This window comes from Psychrobacter sp. AOP7-C1-14, from assembly GCF_052376135.1.
Lineage (GTDB): Bacteria > Pseudomonadota > Gammaproteobacteria > Pseudomonadales > Moraxellaceae > Psychrobacter.
Window position 1 is genome coordinate 1 of sequence record NZ_JBQSVH010000017.1, and the last position, 20,130, is coordinate 20,130.

Annotated in this window: 20 protein-coding genes; 7 read left to right on the top strand and 13 right to left on the bottom strand. The window is 43.6% G+C overall.

Going from position 1 to position 20,130, the window contains the following annotated elements; translation table 11 throughout:
- Positions 1–95: 95 nt before the first annotated feature.
- The 5 genes from urtE to urtA form a co-directional block, all read right to left on the bottom strand.
- The gene (gene urtE / locus ACT3QN_RS10735; RefSeq protein ID WP_444523371.1) at positions 96–794 is read right to left on the bottom strand and encodes an urea ABC transporter ATP-binding subunit UrtE; all 699 of its coding nucleotides are present in this window, start codon (positions 792–794) and stop codon (positions 96–98) included.
- 111 nt (positions 795–905) lie between these two features.
- Positions 906–1,751 (bottom strand): urea ABC transporter ATP-binding protein UrtD, encoded by an 846-nt coding sequence (urtD, locus tag ACT3QN_RS10740; RefSeq protein ID WP_444523372.1) that lies wholly within the window; start codon positions 1,749–1,751, stop codon positions 906–908.
- A complete protein-coding gene (gene urtC / locus ACT3QN_RS10745) occupies positions 1,751–2,821 on the bottom strand; it encodes an urea ABC transporter permease subunit UrtC (RefSeq protein ID WP_444523373.1) in 1,071 nt (356 codons plus the stop codon). Before urtC ends, urtD begins: the two co-directional genes overlap by 1 nt.
- Positions 2,822–2,831: 10 nt before the next feature.
- A complete protein-coding gene (urtB, locus tag ACT3QN_RS10750) occupies positions 2,832–4,655 on the bottom strand; it encodes an urea ABC transporter permease subunit UrtB (protein WP_444523374.1) in 1,824 nt (607 codons plus the stop codon).
- A 227-nt stretch (positions 4,656–4,882) separates the two neighbouring features.
- Positions 4,883–6,235, bottom strand: a complete 1,353-nt coding sequence (urtA, locus tag ACT3QN_RS10755) for an urea ABC transporter substrate-binding protein (RefSeq protein ID WP_444523375.1) — start codon at positions 6,233–6,235, stop codon at positions 4,883–4,885.
- A gap of 411 nt (positions 6,236–6,646) precedes the next feature.
- Here urtA and ACT3QN_RS10760 point away from each other — a divergent pair, with 411 nt between their 5' ends.
- Entirely contained in the window at positions 6,647–8,299 is a 1,653-nt protein-coding gene (locus tag ACT3QN_RS10760; RefSeq protein WP_444523376.1) for a DUF4139 domain-containing protein, read from the top strand.
- A gap of 108 nt (positions 8,300–8,407) precedes the next feature.
- Positions 8,408–9,229 carry an NRDE family protein gene (locus ACT3QN_RS10765; RefSeq protein ID WP_444523377.1) on the top strand — a complete coding sequence of 274 codons (822 nt, stop codon included), beginning with the start codon at positions 8,408–8,410 and terminating at the stop codon, positions 9,227–9,229.
- 97 nt (positions 9,230–9,326) lie between these two features.
- Here ACT3QN_RS10765 and ACT3QN_RS10770 read toward each other — a convergent pair whose 3' ends face one another.
- Entirely contained in the window at positions 9,327–9,845 is a 519-nt protein-coding gene (locus tag ACT3QN_RS10770) for an RNA pyrophosphohydrolase (protein WP_444521590.1), read from the bottom strand.
- Positions 9,846–10,320: 475 nt separating this feature from the next.
- On the opposite strand from ACT3QN_RS10770, the gene ACT3QN_RS10775 reads away from it, so the two are divergent.
- Both ACT3QN_RS10775 and ACT3QN_RS10780 read left to right on the top strand, forming a co-directional pair.
- Positions 10,321–10,734 carry an OsmC family protein gene (locus ACT3QN_RS10775; RefSeq protein WP_444523378.1) on the top strand — a complete coding sequence of 138 codons (414 nt, stop codon included), beginning with the start codon at positions 10,321–10,323 and terminating at the stop codon, positions 10,732–10,734.
- 11 nt (positions 10,735–10,745) lie between these two features.
- Entirely contained in the window at positions 10,746–11,174 is a 429-nt protein-coding gene (locus ACT3QN_RS10780) for an MAPEG family protein (RefSeq protein ID WP_444523379.1), read from the top strand.
- Positions 11,175–11,219: 45 nt separating this feature from the next.
- Here ACT3QN_RS10780 and ACT3QN_RS10785 read toward each other — a convergent pair whose 3' ends face one another.
- The 7 genes from ACT3QN_RS10785 to ACT3QN_RS10815 all read right to left on the bottom strand — a co-directional run bounded on the left by ACT3QN_RS10785 (position 11,220) and on the right by ACT3QN_RS10815 (position 17,617).
- A complete protein-coding gene (locus ACT3QN_RS10785) occupies positions 11,220–12,254 on the bottom strand; it encodes a tRNA dihydrouridine synthase (protein ID WP_444523380.1) in 1,035 nt (344 codons plus the stop codon).
- 75 nt (positions 12,255–12,329) lie between these two features.
- Positions 12,330–13,829 (bottom strand): UvrD-helicase domain-containing protein, encoded by a 1,500-nt coding sequence (locus ACT3QN_RS10790; protein ID WP_057761950.1) that lies wholly within the window; start codon positions 13,827–13,829, stop codon positions 12,330–12,332.
- A gap of 216 nt (positions 13,830–14,045) precedes the next feature.
- Entirely contained in the window at positions 14,046–14,783 is a 738-nt protein-coding gene (gene tatC / locus ACT3QN_RS10795) for a twin-arginine translocase subunit TatC (protein WP_444523410.1), read from the bottom strand.
- Between the two features lie 149 nt (positions 14,784–14,932).
- Positions 14,933–15,628, bottom strand: coding sequence for a Sec-independent protein translocase protein TatB (tatB, locus tag ACT3QN_RS10800; RefSeq protein WP_444523381.1), 696 nt, complete (start codon positions 15,626–15,628; stop codon positions 14,933–14,935).
- A 26-nt stretch (positions 15,629–15,654) separates the two neighbouring features.
- The gene (gene tatA / locus ACT3QN_RS10805; protein ID WP_444523382.1) at positions 15,655–15,897 is read right to left on the bottom strand and encodes a Sec-independent protein translocase subunit TatA; all 243 of its coding nucleotides are present in this window, start codon (positions 15,895–15,897) and stop codon (positions 15,655–15,657) included.
- A 205-nt stretch (positions 15,898–16,102) separates the two neighbouring features.
- Positions 16,103–16,960: a phosphoribosyl-AMP cyclohydrolase gene (gene hisI / locus ACT3QN_RS10810; protein ID WP_444523383.1), complete on the bottom strand. Its 858-nt coding sequence runs from the start codon at positions 16,958–16,960 to the stop codon at positions 16,103–16,105.
- 213 nt (positions 16,961–17,173) lie between these two features.
- Entirely contained in the window at positions 17,174–17,617 is a 444-nt protein-coding gene (locus ACT3QN_RS10815; RefSeq protein WP_444521582.1) for an acyl-CoA thioesterase, read from the bottom strand.
- A 435-nt stretch (positions 17,618–18,052) separates the two neighbouring features.
- On the opposite strand from ACT3QN_RS10815, the gene rpmI reads away from it, so the two are divergent.
- From rpmI to pheS, 3 genes are all read left to right on the top strand, one after another.
- Positions 18,053–18,250 carry a 50S ribosomal protein L35 gene (gene rpmI, locus ACT3QN_RS10820; RefSeq protein WP_444521581.1) on the top strand — a complete coding sequence of 66 codons (198 nt, stop codon included), beginning with the start codon at positions 18,053–18,055 and terminating at the stop codon, positions 18,248–18,250.
- Between the two features lie 116 nt (positions 18,251–18,366).
- The gene (rplT, locus tag ACT3QN_RS10825) at positions 18,367–18,723 is read left to right on the top strand and encodes a 50S ribosomal protein L20 (RefSeq protein WP_011281252.1); all 357 of its coding nucleotides are present in this window, start codon (positions 18,367–18,369) and stop codon (positions 18,721–18,723) included.
- Positions 18,724–19,051: 328 nt separating this feature from the next.
- Entirely contained in the window at positions 19,052–20,107 is a 1,056-nt protein-coding gene (gene pheS / locus ACT3QN_RS10830; RefSeq protein WP_444529210.1) for a phenylalanine--tRNA ligase subunit alpha, read from the top strand.
- Positions 20,108–20,130: the final 23 nt, after the last annotated feature.

Below are 20,130 nucleotides of genomic sequence, written 5' to 3' on the forward strand. Positions count from 1 at the left end.
GCTCCCCGAGATATAGAGCGTTATCTCTTTTTTATTATCATTTTTAAAATAAAGACACGCTCTAATCATTACAAGGCCGTTATGAGCAAATATCACTAAATGGCGACTAGATCCTGTACTTTGTTTTCGACCATTGTGTCGCCTGTGCCTTGTGACACTACCTTGCCACGTGATAGCACGGTGTAATTGTCAGCCAGCTCTTCTGCAAACTCATAAAACTGCTCAACCAGTACAATTGCCATGTCACCTTTGTCAGCTAAGTCTCGTAGCACTCGGCCAATATCTTTAATGATAGATGGCTGGATGCCTTCAGTGGGCTCATCCAAAATCAGCACCGTTGGCTCAGATGCTAGCGCGCGCGCGATGGCCAGTTGCTGCTGCTGACCGCCCGATAGGTCACCACCGCGGCGATGTTTCATCTCATCGAGTACCGGAAAAATCTCATACAAATGCTTAGGTACTTGTTTTGACTTGCTACGTGAGAATTTTGCCATGCCGATTAAGATGTTTTCTTCTACGGTCAGTGTCGAAAAAATATCGCGACCTTGTGGTACATAAGCCAAACCTGAGCGGACGCGTTGCTCTGGCGACATTTTACTGATGTCTTTGTCATTGAGCAAAATTTGCCCTGATTTGATGGGTAGGATACCCATTAGGCATTTAAGTAGGGTGGTTTTTCCCACACCATTACGTCCAAGTACCACACTGCATTCGCCGATGGGTGCTGTAAGTGAGACGTCTCGCAAAATATGACTGCCGCCGTAATATTGATTGATATTGTTAACTTGCAACATGGCTGTCTCCTAAACGCTCAACTTTTCTAATGTATTGAAGGAAGTCGTCGTTCATTGGCTTTATTATTAATTGAATAAATTGCTTGAATATCGATAGCAGTACTACGACAATTATCGACCTAAGTAGGACTCAATCACGGCCTCGTTTGCTTGCACTTCGGCCAACGTACCCTCAGCCAATATTGCTCCCTGTGCCAATACTGTGACTTTTTCACTGATGGCATCAATAAAGGTCATATCATGCTCGACCACTACTAAGGTATGGTTCTTTTTTAGGCGTAGACACAGCTCGGCAGTATGCTCAGTTTCCGCGTCAGTCATACCTGCCACAGGCTCATCAAGCAAAATCAGTTTTGGACTTTGCATCAGTAGCATGCCAATTTCTAACCATTGTTTTTGACCGTGAGAGAGTAGTCCAGCGGGCTTGTTGATTTTGTCCGTTAAGCGAATTTGCTCAAGGGTAGCATCGAGTGTGTCGCGAGTATCGGCATTGAGTTTGTTAAACAAGCTTCTGACCACACGTTTATCTTTCGGCGCGGCAAGTAGTAAGTTATCCATCACCGTAAAGTTTTCAAAGACAGTCGGTTTTTGGAATTTACGCCCGATGCCTGCTTCAGCGATCTGTTCAGTAGATAAGCTGGCAAGATTATGGGTTTGACCAAAAAATACGCTGCCTTCAGTAGGACGGGTTTTACCAGTGATGACATCCATTAGCGTGGTTTTACCTGCGCCATTTGGTCCGATAATACAGCGTAGCTCACCTTCTTCGATATACAGTGATAAATTATTAAGTGCTCGAAACGAATCGAACCAAACACTTAAGTCCTCTAAATACAATGCAATACCATGGCTAAAGTCTACGCCTGATGGTTTTGGATGGGTGCGACCAGTACCGCCATGATTGCGCCCATACTCATTGATAAGCTGTTCGGTCGTTGATGGTTTATCACTTAGCATCACTGTTTCTCCTTTTTGAAGCGATCGAACAAGCCCATAATGCCATTGGGCAAAAATAACGTAACGACGACGAATAATCCGCCCAGTATCAACAGCCAAAATTCAGGATAGGCAACCGTAAAGTAAGTTTTTACAGCATTGACTACACCAGTACCTAATATCGCGCCAATCAAACTTCCTCTACCACCAGTCGCTACCCAAACGGCTATTTCAATTGAGTTCACAGGGTTCATTTCACTTGGATTAATAATCCCTACTTGCGGCACGTATAGCGCACCTGCGATACCAGCAATGACAGCGGACAATACCCAAGCAGATAGCTTGTACCACAACGTACGATAACCTAAATACTGCAAGCGGTTTTCGCTATCACGAATCGCGCCCAGCACACGACCATAAGGCTTATTCATCAAATAACGCAAACCAATATAGGATGCCAATAATGCGAGAGCAGTAGCGAAGCATAGCACCGCACGGGTAGATGCAGCAGTAATGTCATAGCCTAAAAGCGTTGTAAAACCAGTGAAACCGTTGTTACCGCCAAAGCCTGTCTCATTACGGAAGAACAGTAAGGCCGCTGCATAGACCATCGCTTGGGTGATAATAGAAAAATAAACGCCTTTGATTTTGGAACGAAAGGCAAAGAAACCAAAAATAAAAGCAACTAAGCCAGGCACTAATACTACTAGAGCAGCTGCCCACCAAAAGTGCTGCGTACCAGCCCAGTACCATGGCATCTCAGTCCAGCTCAAAAAACGCATAAAGTCAGGTAAGCCATCGCCTGCTGTTTCTCGTGTGAGGTACATGCCAAAAGCATAGCCGCCCAAGGCAAAGTATAGGCCATGTCCCAAGCTCAAAATGCCGGCATAGCCCCAGACGAGATCTAGCGCTAACGCTACCATGGCCAGTGCCATGATTTTGCCAATGAGAGTAATCCAGTAGGCTGAGAGGTGAAAGGGCGAAGTCTCAGGCATAAGATGTAGCCAAGGTAGTACTAGTAGTACGGCAAAACACAATCCAATCAAAACAGCACTACGCGGCGTATCAGACAGTAATTTGGTCAGTATCATAGGAGTCTCCTTATTCGACAAAGCGGCCTTTGAGTGCAAATAAACCTTGTGGCCGTTTCTGAATAAACAGAATCACAAGAACCAACAACACAATCTTTGCCAATACCGCACCGATACCAATCTCAAGCACCGTACCACTGACACCCAATCCCAAGGCAGCTAGTACAGCACCCCATACTTGTCCGACACCGCCCACTACAACGACTAAAAAGGTATCAATGATATAGGTTTGACCTAGGTCAGGACCTACATTGCCTACTTGGGCAAGTGCACAGCCAGCCATACCAGCGAGCCCAGAGCCCAAACCAAATGCCATCATATCGATACGTGCAGAGGGAATACCGACAGAGCGAGCCATTTGACGGTTTTGGGTGACAGCTCGTATAAATAAACCAAAGCGCGTTTTGTTGAGTAAGTACACTAAGAGCGCCACAACAATGACCGTAAATACGATAATGGCGATACGGTTGTAAGGAAGTACAAGGCTTGATGATACTTGATATGCGCCGCTGAGCCATGCCACATTGCTGACTTCAACATTCTGAGCACCAAAAATCATCCGTACCAATTGCATCAGGATTAAGCTCACACCAAAGGTGGCTAATAAAGTCTCTAGCTCACGCCCATACAATGGGCGAATGACAATGCGCTCAATGATCATACCGATGATGGCGCTGACTAAAAATGCCGCTGGAATAGCAGCAAGTAGATACCAGCCCGCCATATCTGGCATATAAGCTTGAAATAAGTTTTGAACTATATAGGTGGTATAAGCACCAATCATGATTAGCTCACCGTGCGCCATATTAATCACGCCAAGTAAACCAAAAGTAATCGCAAGACCAAGCGCCGCCAGCAATAAAATACTGGCGGTGCTCATACCTGTGAAAATATGACCTGTCCATGTGCTGACCTCAATACGGCGTGACACACTGGATTCTGCATCGATAAGCGCCGCTTTCAGTGTGGCATCTACATTATCCGCGGCAAGGGCGGACTGAATATCGACTAATACTTGTGGACTATCGCTATCTGCGAGTAGGTTTACAGCTGCAATCTGAGTAGGCAGATCGCCATTTTCAAAATCTATACGAGCCTGTAGTGCCGTCAATGCCTTTTGCACATTGGCATTGTCTTCATTTGCTGCTGCAGTGGTGATAATGGCTGGGTCGACTTGATCGATGTTGTTAGCCAAAATCTTCACAGCTTGTAAACGCTGTGCTGGCTTGTCAGAGGCTAGCTTTACCTTGGCTTGACCAAAAATGAGTGCTGAGCGTAATGCATTGGTCAGTGTGACTTGTGATAAATCACTTGGCCAGTCTGAAGTTTCCTTCTCGTCAGGATAAGTAAATAATTGATCATCTGCATTGAGTAAGTAAGCTTGGCCACCGTTGCCTTGATACAGCTCATCATTGGCAATGAACTCCACCAAACTATCTAAACTCTCAACTGATCCTGGCCACTCACTTAGCATGGCTTGACGCTTACTAAAATCACCTGCCACAAACTGCGTGATTGAATCGCCTGAGTTGATAGTTGCTGTTGAGGTATCTGTGATGGTTTGAGTAGAAGCAGTGATGCTCTCAGGTGAGACCAACGATTGCTCACTATGTGCGATATCCGTATCGTGATCATGTATTTGACCATCATGATCGGCATATGCTGTAGTGGTGAAAGTCGTTATGCATAATGCCATCAATGCAAGTAATCGTAGAGGTGCACAAACTGAAAAACGGGCCGTATACTGTATGATTGCACTGACTGATGCTTGTGGGCTATTACCATTTTTAGACGATGTTTGCCCTACAAACGGGCGTAAAATATAGTGCTGCATGTGCGGCTCCCTGTTTTTCACAGACAACAAACCCTTAGTCTCCACTGATTAATAGAATAAATGACAGAAGTATTTATAAGGTTTGGAGGTATTTAAAAATTGAGAGTAAGTGTTGAAAATAAATGTGGAAAGTAGGCGCTTGGTTTTTATTGGTGTCGCTTATCCATCCGCCTACTACCCACTTACTATCCATGTATTTTTCAGTATCACCTTACTTAGAGGACGGTTTATTCAGGAATATACTCGCTCCATGGTTGTGCTTGGATGACTTCTGGCGTTTTAAAAATCGTATCAAACTGTCCATCAGCACGAATTTGGCCAATCATGACAGGCTTCCATAGATGATGATTTTCTTCATCCATTTTTAGCGTGTAGCCTGATGGCGCATCGAACGTCTGTCCCGCCATGCTAATACGCACTTTGTCGACATCGGTAGTGCCAGCTTGTTCAACAGCTTGCTTCCACATATTGATACCAACATAAGTGGCTTCCATTGGGTCATTGGTTACGACTTTTTCAGCATTGGGTAGGTTTTGGTCTAGCGCATACTGCTTATAGCGTTTAGTGAAATCGTTATTGGTTGGATTTTTGATCGACATAAAGTAGTTCCACGCCGCCAAATGACCTTGCAACAAGCTGGTATCGATACCGCGTAGTTCTTCTTCACCGACTGAGAATGCCATCACTGGAATGTCTGAGGCGTTAATACCTTGGTTGGCAAGCTCACGATAGAACGGAACGTTTGAGTCGCCATTGATGGTCGATATTACCGCTGTCTTTTTGCCCGTTGAGAATTTTTTGACGTTGGAGACGATGGTTTGATAGTTACTAAAGCCAAATGGGGTGTACTCTTCCATGATGTCTTCATCAGCCACGCCTTTCGATTTTAAAAATGCTTTTAAAATCTGATTAGTCGTACGTGGATAGACGTAATCAGTACCTAATAACACAAAGCGTTCAGCACTGCCGCCTTCTTCGCTCATCAAGTATTCGACCGCTGGAATAGCTTGCTGGTTGGGTGCTGCTCCAGTGTAAAAGATATTTTCTGACTGTTCTTGTCCTTCGTACTGCACTGGATAGAACATGAGCCCATTTAACTCTTCGACTACTGGTAATACTGACTTACGTGATACTGAGGTCCAACCACCAAAAATGACATCCACTTGATCTTGAGTCAGTAGCTGACGGGCTTTTTCAGCAAATAATGGCCAATCAGAAGCGGGATCGACGACGACTGGTTCTAGCTGCTTGCCGAGCACGCCACCATTGGCGTTGATTTCATCAATCGTCATCAATGCGGTATCTTTCAAAGATGTTTCAGAGATGGCCATGGTGCCAGACAGCGAATGTAGAATGCCGACTTTGATGGTGTCGCCATCAGCAGCAGGCTCGGTGGTTGTTTCTGTACTTGCTTCAGTGGTTGTCTCTGTCGATGCCGCAGTTTCGGCAGGTTTTTGACACCCAATAAGGCTCAAGCTGCCAACGACGGCCACTGCTAGTACTGAAAAACGTGATTTTATTTTTCCGTGTGATTGAGGGTCTACTACTTGAGTATTGGCTAAAATTGGTAACGAAAACATGGACATCTCCTAATAAATACAAAAGGTAAAATACTGTTCCTAAACACTTATTAAGAGTTCAAGTTCCGTGCCAAGTTAAAAAAGCCAATAATCGGGTAATAATCAAGCAATAATTAAATTTTGATTAATATATTCATTAATTTAGTGCAGTATCACCAATAAATTGCACCATAAAGGGGAGGTGAACAAAAAATGGTGCAATGTTAAAAACCAAATTGTTGAAACTGAATAGCTACCATATGAAGAGGTTTATCGTTAAAAGTGTTTCTTATCAAAAGTGCTTTCTGCTAAAAGCATTTATTGCCAAAGACTTGTAAAACAGCTACGGTAATATCTCTAAGATAGTTAATATTTTGCGCGTTAAGCCAACGCGTGGCTGCCATGATGGATTTTACTGCTAAGGAATGATATATGAATGCACAATTAACGGATTTGTCTGTCTCAACAGGCTGTGGCCGCGCATTATCGCCACTTAACCAAATGACAGGATTGACTATCTTGCCACTTGTACTTGGTAGCAGTGTCGTCTTGGGACTGTCTTCGGCACAAGCGGCGACCAGTAATGTCGAGCAAGTGACGATTTATCAGGGGCTGGCGAGCGTAACACGTTCATTGCCTATCACAGGTAGCGGTGAGCAAACGGTAGTGTTTTCGTGCTTGTCACCTTATATGGATAAAGAAAGTCTAAGCGTACAGGCGACGGATAATGTCAATATTGGGGAAGTCAGTATCGAAGAGCTGACAGGTGAGCAGGCAGCCCAGTGTCAGTATCAAGGTGATGCTAAGGTACAGACGCAGCAAAATACCTTAGCCAATATCAATGCTGAGCTAGAAGCAGCACGGTTAGCAAAAGCCTATTTACAGAATTTGACTAAAGCCACGCAAGTCAATACAGATAGCACAATTGCCAATAGTGCACGCGACATAGAAACGCAAGCAACCAGTATTAATCAAAGAATTTTAGAGATTCAACAGCGCCAAGCGCGTGCCCAAGACGCCCTTAATCAACTGATGGCAGGCAGCGCGACATCGACTTTTAACAAAGTGACACAGGTGAGTGTACGTACAGCAAGCCGCTCACCGAGTAGCGTTAAATTGCATTATCAAGTGCAAGGCGCAGGTTGGGAGCCTGCATATCAAGCTCGCCTAAACACAAACAGTGACCAGTTAAATATTACCGCTTCTGTGATTATTGCTCAGCAAACTGGCGAGAACTGGACAAACGTACCACTGACACTTAGTACTGTTAATCCCAATCAAAGGACGACTGGGCAGCTGCCGTATGTACAGCGTCTATCATTATATGAGGAGCGCGAAGATGCTCAAGTGAGACGTGAATTATCTATGATGGATGAGTCTCCTGTTGTGATGGCGGAGCCTGCTTACAGTAAAGGTGCAGGGGCACCTATGGCACCGCTACCCAATTTCACGGTCAGTAGCCAAAACAAAAATGGCATCATTGAATATAGCTTACCGCAGTTGGTTAGTATTCCGAGTGACGGGAGACGGGTACGCACAGTGATTGGAGAGCAATCTGGTAACAGTAAGTTATGGATTCGCAGTACACCGAGTGTCGAGACAGCCGCCTATTGGTATGCATCAGCGCCGTTTTTGACACCAGACTGGGTTGATGGTTCGCTACAGCTGTACCGTGATGATAATTATGTGGGTCAGTCGCGTTACAATTATCAAGTACTAAAAGAACAAGGGATTGGATTTGGTCGTGATTCAAATATGCTCGTAAAAGAGCTGACCAATGAAGATAAGCAAGGTGAAAAAGGTGTAATAAACCGCATGCAAACACTGACAGCCACCAAGTCCTATCAATTTACCAATCAGCACAATCGTAGCGTAAGCTTACAAGTGCTAGGCAGTGAGCCTATCAGCCGTGATGACAGTCTAAAAGTGGCGATAACGCATACGCCGCCTGTGACTGAGCAAGATTGGAATGACAATCAAGGTATGGTGGCATGGGAGTTTGACTTACCAAGTAAACAGTCACAAGTAATACGTTCGACTTCCCAAATCAGTTACCCTGCCAATAAGTTATTAACTGGCAATTAATAGGTACTGCCCGTTAGTACTATCTTATTAAAAAGAGAAGTCAGAAGTAATATCCTTGCCTCTATTAAGAATGACCCGCATAACGAAAATGATTATAAAAGGAAAGCTATGTGTATTGTTGCTATTGCTTGGCAATTATTTGATGATCTACCACTGGTGCTACTGTCGAACCGTGATGAGTTTTTGCAGCGCCCAACTGAGCCGTTACATCAATGGGCTGATCAACCTATTTATGCTGGACGTGATAAACAAAGTGGTGGCACGTGGTTAGGTATTCATCAGCAATCCTCACCAGCTCAGGAGCTAGAGTATCATCACCAAAATGGCCGTTGGGCTTCGGTATTAAATTTTCGTGATGGTGTGCAGGCAAGTAGTGACGAGCGCTCACGTGGAGCACTGGTCACCGAGTTTTTAACAGGGGATTTAAGCCCGATGGATTTCGCACGGCAGATTGATTTGCAAGGTTATGCGGGTTTTAATCTGATCATTGGTGACGCTGCGCAAGCTGTGATCGTCAATAATCGTGGTCATGCACCCACGCCACTATATACAGGTCTGCATGTTATTTCTAATGGACAACCAGAGGACAGCTGGTTTAAGACAGAGCGTTTACGCGGACGACTACGCCAAGAAGTGCTCCCACTGATTGCGGAGGATAGTTCCCCTGCGTACTGGCAAGAGGCGGCTTTTAACGTCTTGTTAGATAATACCAAAGCACCAGAGGATAAGCTGCCTATGACTGGCGTAGCAGTTGAGGTAGAGCAAATGCTGTCATCTGTTTATATTGAACCCGTCGCTTTTGGCGTTACTGAAACCAGCAAACCTACTTATGGTACCCGCACTCAAAGTATTTTGACATTGCGCAAAGAGAAAGGTACGGGTGCAAGTTGTGCCGCTAGTATTATTAGCCGTGAGTTCAATAATCACTGAAAATGACCATTAGTAAACCATAAAAAAACACCCACGGTAATTGCTAACATTCTAGCTATTATCATGGGTGTTTTGCATTGTGCTATTGAGTGACTCATTACATAAGCAAATGGTTATCTTGCTCAGGAAGGATCAGCTCTTGCTTTAGGGGAAGTTCGCGTACTAATTCTTGTAAAGCGCGACGATAGACCCCTCGTTTAAAGTGAATCACTTGTCCAAGTGGATACCAGTAGCTGACCCACTGCCAATGGTCAAATTCAGGTTTCCCTTCATCGAAGCGAATATGTTGAGTATTTGGCTCATCTAAGCGTAGCAAAAACCATTTTTGTTTTTGCCCAATACATAAGGGGTGCTGGCCATGACGTACATAACGTTTTGGCAAACGATAGCGCAACCAGTCTTGCGTGACTGCCAGTAAGTCTACGTGACGCGGATGTAAGCCGACCTCTTCCCAGAGCTCGCGATACATCGCATCCATTGGCGTCTCCCCGCGGTCGATACCACCCTGCGGAAATTGCCAAGCGTTGTGACCAATACGTTTTGCCCACAGAACCTGCCCTTGTGTATTTGCCAAGATGATGCCGACATTGGCGCGAAAGCCGTCTGCATCTATCATGACTAAACCTTTTTAATTTGTCTAAAATAGCTTGTTCTGATTTGAAACCGTGACAGCAATCGTAGTTATTATAAGGTGATTGTTATCGATATCTGTTCAAAACAAGATTCATTACCGTTATTAAACCAAGAAACAAGCAAAATGTGTAACAGTATTTTGCTATAAAATGTTTCACGAGTTTTACCTTTTAAAATCAACTATTTACAAACGAACTTTTGTAGGTTTTTAATTGGGGTTTTTATGCACGTATAGATGGATAGGGACAGGCATATGAATATACGGTTACTTAGTAAACTATCGGAGTGCAATCTCTCGTTATGTGGTAAATAGTTAAAACATACTCGTCATCGGTAAGCGAGCAGCAAAACAATGCGCCTATAAAATCTTGCTTTGGCTTATGCTACACTAGCTGGGCAATATATCATTCACACAATAATAATAGGCAATACGCCATTTAAAACGAGGAACATCTACAATGTCGGAATCAAAAGCAAGCGTCGTATGGCAAGAGAACAAAGCCTTTATGGGTGTGTCACCATCAGGACATAATGTACAAATCGATGCTGATAAAGAAAAAGGCTCAAGCCCAATGGAGCTGATTTTGCTAGGGTTAGGTGGTTGCGCCAGTTATGATGTCGTAGAGATTTTACAAAAATCACGCCAAGCAGTGACAGATGTACGTTGTGAGCTAACCGCCCAGCGTGCTGAAACCGTACCAGCGGTCTATACCGATATCCATATGCATTTCATTGTGACTGGTCAAGAAGTCAAAGAAAAACAAGTTGAAAAAGCCATCCATTTATCAGCAGAGAAATACTGTTCTGCCAGCCGTATGTTAGTAGCAGGTGGGGTCAATATCACCCATGATTTTGAAGTGGTTGCAGGGTAGGGACTTATATAATGATAAGTGCATTCTTTGAGTTGGTAACTGATAAAGTGGCATCTGCCATTTTAGCCATGGTGGTAGCAAGTCTACTGCCATGGATGGTGTCAATCGTTGCAAAAGTATCTGGTGGCTTTAAAATCAGAAATAATGCACATCCTCGCGAATTTTTTCAAAATGCGACAGGAATGGCGGCACGTGCTAATGCTGCACAGCAGAACAGTTATGAAACTTTGCCAGTGTTTTTGGCAGCAGTAATAGTTGCTATGCTGCTCTTTGTACCGCAATCGATTATCAACGTATTGGCGTGGCTGTATGTGATGATACGCATTGGTTTTTGTGTGGCGTATATTACTAATTTGGCAATTTTCCGCTCTATCTTATGGGGATTGTCAATGGCTTGTTGTCTGATGCTATTTTATTTAGCAATACGAGTCAGCGTCTAGTAAAAATACCTGTAACTACCAAAATGTTCAAATACAAGCAGGTGACTAATCTCGTACGCTTGCTTGTAATGCGCTCATAATCACCGCTTTATTTTTCTCTCGTTTGATACTTTCCCACACGGTTTGCGCCTCAACATAGCCTTTGGTGAGCATACCTAGCCATTGCTTATAGCGGCCGACTAACACCACATCATTCTTTGCCACACCTTCTAAAAATTTAATCTGATGCGCAATCAAATCCTTCCATAGCAATGTAGCCGTATTCTCTACATTGTCAGCATTGCTTTCAATGCGGTTGCCAACTTGTGCCACTAAATCAGGGCGAGTCACTGCGCCGCGACCTAACATTAAATGCTGCGTACCTGCTTGCGTCATACAGTTCTGTGCGTGCTCTACATTCCATATCTCACCGTTGGCAATGACTGGAATATCGAGCGCATTAAAACTTTGGATTTTGTCCCAATAGGCAGGCGGCTTATAGCCCTGAGTCTTAGTGCGTGCATGAATGGTTAGCCAATCGGCGCCGCTATCGTTAATTGCGCCGCGAATATCATCCATTCGGCTAGTATCGGTATAGCCCAGACGAATCTTAGCTGATACTGGTATATGGGCGGGAACGGCTTGACGTACGGCACTGATAATTTGATACATGGTTTCAGGTTCATCTAACAATACGGAACCACCGCGATGGCTATTTACTGTTTTCGCCGGACATCCGAAATTGATGTCGATAGCAGGCGCGCCAAGCTTACAAGCATACGCGGCGTTTTCTGCCATAAGCTGTGCTTCGCTACCCAAAATCTGTACATGAATCGGTGTACCAGAGGCCGTTTTGGCATCGTGATGTAGCTCAGGCACATATTTGTAAAACACATGCGCAGGTAGTACATGCTGAGTGATACGAATAAACTCACTCACTGACCAATCATAAGGTCGACCCAGGTCAGACGCAATTTGGGTTAAGATTTGGCGCATTAATGGATCGGTCAAGCCCTCCATGGGTGCGAGCAAACGCACAGGAGCCGCAAATAGTTGGTTAATAGTGTTTTGACGTTCTTGAAGTTGCTGGCTATTATTCATGCTGGTGATTCACTGCTAAAGGGCCATTATAAGAAAGATAGAGTAAAGCTTGAGACTGACAGAAATGAAAGGTAGTTAAGTATTGCCAAAAATCACTTTTTTGCCCGTCTGTAATCCTGATATCAAGTCTTTAATATTATGAATATCCAAATTGCTTTGCGCCCGCGTACAGGCGACATAGAGCAAGCGCAGCTCCTCTGGACTTATCTTGACGGCGTTGGTGGTCACATCATAATAAAAGTCATCATCTAACTGTACTTTTCCCCACTCGAGCCCTTTTGCTTTATGAGCGGTGGAGATGACATAGTCAGCGTTTTCGATACTGGTCAGACTATTGACTGCTTGGCTCAAGACGTTGGTCCCATGGTCATCGACCAGTTTGACCAGTGTTTTTAGGTCGCTGCCCTCATTGGTTTCGGCGTACTCTTGCACATCACCCCAGTTATAAAAATACGCCAGCTCAGGCACACCATAAGCCGATTTACCATTTTTCAAGTTTTCTGCTGCTTGGCAGAATTTGAGCATACGGTCAGTATCTGCTTGTAGCGCCACGCGATGGCCGTGCTTTAATCCTGTCAACAGTTGCGACATGGCAGCCGCATTGGTACGGCACAAAATAGCATCTTTTTTACTATGTACCATGCCCTTATCGGTAGAAGATTGTTTGTTTGGATTGCCTTTTAGCGGTACGTCTTCTTGTAGTGCTTTTAGTAGAGTATTGGCCACTTCTGCAATCGGCTCACCGAACCTGAAAGACTGCGTCAATAACGTTTGCGGCAATGGTAGCTTTTTCATGGCATTGACCGCGCCACGCCATTCGTAAATCTGCTGGTGTGCATCGCCCACATAGATGACTTGTCTCGACTGCTGCGTCAAGATACCCATCATTAAAGGATCAGCATCCTGTGCTTCATCAAATAAGATAAAGTCCGCTGGAATGCTTGGTTTAGACAACGCCCAAAGCTTGAGATAAATATCATGGCCAATACCAGCAGGATGACGCGCATCAATCGACTGTAGCCAGCGCTGCTCGACAGCAGGGTAGAGCATCTCACGTAATTGCTCTGCATCTGAGTCATCGAGCCAACTTGGGAACAGTATGTGCCTTGGCGCAGGATAGCTGGCATGCGTACTACAAAAGTTACTAACCGCATCGCTGACGAACCGAGACAATCGTGCAGGTGTCAGTGTGATGTATTTATTAACCCCATCCATCTGCCGACGCACTTGCACAGGCTGTAGTCCCAAATCATCACCGAGGCGCTTAGGTGAAAAACGCGGTAATGATAGCTTGGCGGTAATATCACGAGCAACATGACGATAAGCTAATGAATGAAAAGTACGGCACTCTACATGCGGCGGAAACTTTGAGCGAGCATCATTGGCAATCGCTTTGTTAAAAGCTAGATATAATCCGCGTCCACGTAAGCGCTCACCGATTAGCTTGAGCGTCGTTGTCTTACCGGCGCCCGCATAAGCAACCACTTTAAACGACTTGTGATCCATCGCCATATTCAGCGCGCTCAGCTGTTCGTCAGTGGGATCGCTCATATAAGCTGGCATAGATGCGGACATAATAAAGCTACCTAAATACAAAAAGTGATTAAAAATAAAAGGGGCAAAAAAAGCCACTGGGTAAACAATGGCTTATAGATGATGGTGATGCTAAAACGTGATAATAAGCAATCAGCTTACTAATGAGGCAAGAATAAAACGGTGTAATGGTAGTTTAACGCATAGCTATATGTAATCAATAACTTTATTTTGATCTAGATTAGACTGATAAGTGTTTTATTCTTTGTCTGTCGACACGAGAGTAGGGCCAGGCTCTTCTTTGATTAGAATTTTCGCCAAAAACAAACCAAGCTCAAACAATAACCACATCGGAATCGCTAGCATGAGCATCGATACGCCATCGGGCGGTGTGACAACGGCAGCCACAGCAAAACAGCCCACAATGATATAGCGACGTTTCTCTTCTAGGCTCTGAATGGAGACAATACCTGCCAATATCAATAGCAAAGTCACGACTGGAATCTCAAACGTTAGGCCAAATACCATGAATAATTTCAAGGCAAAGCTGAGATAGCTGTCGATATCCGTCATTGGCAGTACGTTTTGCGGGGCAAACACGATAAAGAATTTCAATACCCCTTTAAGTACAATAAAGTAAGAAAAAGCCACACCAGCATAAAACAAAAATATAGAAGATAGCAGCACTGGAATAGCGATTTTCTTTTCTTTTTTATACAGACCGGGCGCTACAAATGACCAAATTTGATAAAGGATATAAGGCATCGCCAAAAATGCGGCTACGAATACGGTCAGACGTATCGGTGCCATAAAATTTGACGTGATATCAGTGGCAATCATGGTCGAATTGGCGGGTAACTGTGCAACCAATGGATCAGATAACAAGTTATATAGCTCGCGCGAATAGCCGACTAAACCTAAAAATATGATCAGTACCGCCACACATATTTTGATCAAGTGCCGACGCAACTCAATCAAATGCTCAGTAATGGGCATATCAGCCAAAGGGCTCAAAACATCATCTGGCTCTTTTTTCTGATGAGTATCTGACGTCGCTTCAGGGTTTTGATGAGTAGTATTTGATTCTGTAGTAGCTGAAACCGCGACTTTTTCTTGGCGACTTTTTTTGCGCTTGAATAATTGCATCAATCAGTCTCCTGCTTATGGTCAGAAGTCTGCGTGTTGGCAGGACTGTTGAGTAGGGCGTCAGCTTTATAGTTTGGCACATATGGCGGCATTGGGAGTCGACGTGCTTTGTCGTAAGCGCCAAGTCGAAACCACATGTTTTCCCACGGTCGGGTAGTGATGGTCTGAACAACTGGTGCTGTCTTGGTATTATCGCCTACATTTACACCATCTACATCGTCATCGCTATGATCGCGCTTCGATAATTGACCATTTTCTAAGGTATTTGACTGCTCGTCAGTGGCATAAGCATAGTCGAATGCTTTTGGCGTGGCTGCTTGCTGCTTTTGTGTGCGGCTATTTTCATGAGCTTCGTCGCCCTTGCTATTTTCAGCATTCATAGTCGTTTCAGACGCTATAGAAGAAGGACTATGTGAGCTTTCAAAAGCTTTCATATTACCGCGCATCTCAGCCATTTCACGCCTCATCTCAGTTTCGGTCTGGCGAATTTTGGCAAGCTCTTTTTGCATTTGCTGGCGTGTCTCAGCTAAGTCAAGCTCAGCCTCTATTTCAGACTGCAATGTTGAGACTGTACGGCGAATTTTGGCGTACCATTGCCCAGCCGTACGCGCTGCCTGTGGCAGTTTTTCTGGGCCCAGTACGATTAGGGCGATAACGCCAAAGAGGAGTAATTCAGAAAACCCGATATCAAACATAATGGTCCGATGTCACTGTTTAGATGCTATACGTTATGCTTATCATCAACCTTGGTGGTTGTTGAGCGCTCTTCAGTGTGTGCCGCCGCATCGTGGTCAAGAACCGCGTGTTTTTTGGCATGTTCTGTATTTTCGTCTTTGACCGCTTCTTTAAAACCTTTGACAGCACCGCCCAAATCTTTACCAGCATTTCTGAGTTTTGAGGTGCCAAACACGACAACGACAACGACCAATAGTATCAGCCAATGTGTAATAGAAAAACTACCCATAATGGTATCCTTGTGACCTGGTTTTGTGACCTAGTTTTCAGTCTTTATATGGCTGCTTTTAGTTTGTAGAAAGGTCTATCTAGCAAACAAAAAGCATCGACATATAATGCGAGATAAAACAGAGCTATATTATAACCTGCACTTATTACAAATAGGTGAAAGCAACAATAATCCAATAAAATAGACGTTTATTTTTTATTTGGGCTTATCTAGCGGCTTTTTCATCGATGCCGGACAACCCAAAACGTCTACCTAACTCATTTAACACAGCATCCGACTCTATATCAAACCATGCCAGTCCAACCAAGGTATGGAACCAGACGTCTGCTACTTCATAGATCAGCTCATGACGGGCTTCATCATAGTTTGCTTTGTCTGTACTTTCGTCGCAGTTAGCAAAATCTTTGGCAGCGATGATACTTTCTGTACTCTCTTCACCGACTTTTTCTAGTATCTTATTTAATCCTTTAGCATATAGACTGGCTACATAAGAGCTGTCGGCATCGGCTTGTTTGCGCTCTGCTAATACGCTATCAAGTTGCTGTAATACAGAGGCTTTATCGACTTGTATTTGAGCGCTATCAGATTGTGTTTGGATGTTATCAGAGTCAGCATTCGCGCCAGTGCTTTCAGTTTCATGAGTGTCGCTAGTAGACTCCTGAGAATGATAAATATCCGCAGGGTCTTTTAATACTTTATCGACGGTTTGCCACTCAGGTGTTTGGCCTGATAGATCCAAACGCTGATAGAAACAAGACTCGCGACCAGTATGGCAAGCGATACCACCTTTTTGGGTAACCTCAAGCACAATTACGTCTGCATCACAGTCTAGACGAATGTCATGCACAACTTGCGTATGACCTGACGTCTCTCCCTTGTGCCAGAGTTTGGCACGCGAGCGCGAAAAATACACCGCTGTTTGTGTTTGTGCAGTGAGCTGTAATGCTTCTGCATTCATCCACGCCATCATCAAAATACGACCTGTCTGATGATCTTGAGCAATTGCAGGAATTAAACCATCATCATTAAAAGTTACGGCAGTCAGCCAAGCAGGTAAAGTCATAATGTATTTGTCGTCTTATAGGTAGAAAGTGAAAAAGAGTGATAAGCAATTATACTACTTATGATTAAAGCGGGGAGGTTATCTTATGATTAAAGCGGGGAGGTTATCTGAAATACTCTGTCGTATACTGACAGCTCGCAATATGATGTTAATTAAATGCGCTATAGAGTGCAATTATACTAAATTAAAGCATACTGTTTATAACAAGCGATTTTACAGTCTAAATAAATGCGGATATAGCGCTTCTTTGATCATATTATCAAGCTTAGTCACTTTATTGAGGTTAAAGTCATAACCTCTAAAATGCTGTCGTGCTTTTGCTACTGTTTCGCCCGTGTGCATCCGTGTGACTTTCATGATTATATTACCGCCATTATCATATATTGGCTCGATACCAACTTCAAACAGCAGCTCTTCCCTTATGCGGATACGTTTAACAATATCTAGCTGCAATTTATCAATAATCAAGCCTTGATGGTCTGCGTTGATTTCTTTGACACTTTTAGCGTGTAGAAACCTTAACCGTGCTTCGGACAATAAAGCCGTCAGGGATTCTACAGTTATATGTTGTCCTGCATCGACTTCCGTATAACGCACGCGCATCACTGTCTCAAAAACAAACAAGTCGTCGTCGAATACTAACTCTTGTTTTGACACACTATCTCCTAGAGTGATGACCAAAGATTATTTTAATTATCATGCCCTAAGTTAGCAGCTTTATTGTCATTATGATGATACATTCCAGCCTAAACACTCATGGTGAATATGATAATTTTAATAGCGTTTATATGAAGATATGGCTCAGTCTCTACTTAAGCACAGCTTACGCTGACATTCAATCTATTTGGAGAAAAATCAGCCATTTTATTAGGGCTTTTGAGAGGAGAGCTATCGCTTATTTAATGCTGGTTATTTGTCTTTATTGTCTACTAAAAGCTCGCCAAAACTTTACTTGGCAAAACAACGCGCTATCTGCTAAAATAGCGCCTCCCACCTCGAGGCAAATAGAGGTTTAGTTGTTATTTATATAACGATTATTCAGTGTGACTATTTGACGACCAGGTTCTAAAACAGAAAAAGAGGCAGCTCATCATGAAAGTTAAGATGAAAACCAGAAGCGGCGCAGCTAAACGCTTCAAAAAAACAGCGAATGGCTTCAAGCGTAAGCAAGCATTCAAAAGCCATATTTTGACCAAGAAATCATCTAAGCGTATTCGCCAGTTGCGTGGTCTTAAGTTAGTGCACAAATCTGACGAAGCAGCAGTTCGTCGTATGTGCCCATACATTTAATAGCCTATCGTCATTTATCTTTGATTAAAAATATTTGACTTTGCAATCTGACAATGATGTTTGTTATTTAACATCATCACTCGCTTAACAGTGATTAAAAAATCTTGGAGTAAATTATGGCCCGTGTAAAACGTGGTGTACAGGCAAATCGCCGTCACAAAAAAATCTTAAAGCGCGCAAAAGGCTACTACGGTGCCCGTTCACGTGTTTACCGCGTAGCGGTACAGGCAGTGACCAAAGCTGGTCAATATGCTTATCGTGACCGTCGCAACAAAAAACGTACTTTCCGTCGTCTTTGGATCGCACGTATCAATGCTGGTGCACGCTTAAACGGCTTAAGCTATAGCCGCTTCATCAATGGTATGAAAAAAGCAAACATCGCAATCGATCGTCGCGTTCTAGCAGACATCGCTATGCATGATGCAGCGACTTTCACAGCATTGGTCGAAAAAGCAAAAGCGGAATTGGCCTAAATATTAACCGTCCTTTAGGTATGATGCTTTTAAATAATTATTTATAAGCAATTGTCTAAATGGATAGGACTAATATTGATTAATAGTATGATATTAATAAAAGCTACCGCTGGTCGGTGGCTTTTTTTATATTGAATTATTCTAAGTGCGCTCTTTACTAAAACTTTGTTTATTTAAAATACGCTTATCATCGTCTAAATATTCAAGCCATTCTTATAACCAGCCTTTATATCAATTTTTTATATAAACATAGCTGGATAAATGGTTTGCAATATTTGGTCAAATCCCTACAATTAATAGTCCGTTCAAATCAGGAATAATGTGTCTTATGACTAACCCTGCTGCCACCAACGACTTGTCGGCGCTACCGACCTTGTCTTCAGAGCTCAATGAGCTTACCGAAGCTCAGCTTACCGAATTTGCAAGTGCTGCTGAGGCTTTAATCCTACAAGTAACTGATGCGCGTACACTGCAAGATTTGCGTGTGCAATTGACTGGTAAAAAGAGCCCGTTAACAGGCTGGTCAAAGCAGATGGGCAAGCTCGATGCTGATGATAAAAAGACCTATGGCGGCTGGTTGCATCAAGTGCGTAGTCGCATTCAGCAAGCATTAACAGATCAGCAGCAGCAACTAGAAGTAGCAGCGCTCAATGCCAAATTAGAGGCCGAAAGTATTGATATCACTTTGCCTGCGCGTGGTAGTCAAAAAGGTCATCTGCATCCAGTCACGATGATTACTCAGCGTATGCAGCAGTACTTCATTCAAGCGGGTTTCAACGTCGCAACCGGGCCTGAAGTCGAGAGCGACTACTATAATTTTGAAGCATTGAATATTCCGTCGCACCATCCTGCACGTGCCATGCATGACACTTTTTATTTTGATGCGCATTATCTATTACGTACGCATACTAGTCCTGTACAGATTCGTACTATGGAAAAAAATGAGCCACCGATTCGCATCATTTGTCCAGGCCGTGTTTATCGTAATGACTCAGACCAAACTCATTCGCCGATGTTTCATCAGTTAGAAGGTCTTATGGTCACAGAGTCGAGCACTTTTGCTGAGCTAAAAGGTTTGATTAGTGAGTTTCTAGAAGCATTCTTTGCCAAAGAGTTGACCGTACGTTTCCGTCCTTCGTTTTTCCCATTCACTGAGCCTTCTGCAGAAGTGGATATCTTAGATGATAATGGTAAGTGGCTTGAAGTGATGGGCTGCGGCATGGTGCATCCACAAGTATTGATCAACTGCGGTATTGATAGCGATAAATATACTGGCTTTGCTTTTGGTATGGGTATCGAGCGCTTTGCGATGCTGTATTACGGTATCGATGACTTGCGTTTGTTTTTCCAAAATGACGTACGCTTCTTAAAGCAATTTGGCTAGAGTTCGCTTTTTAAATATAAAAA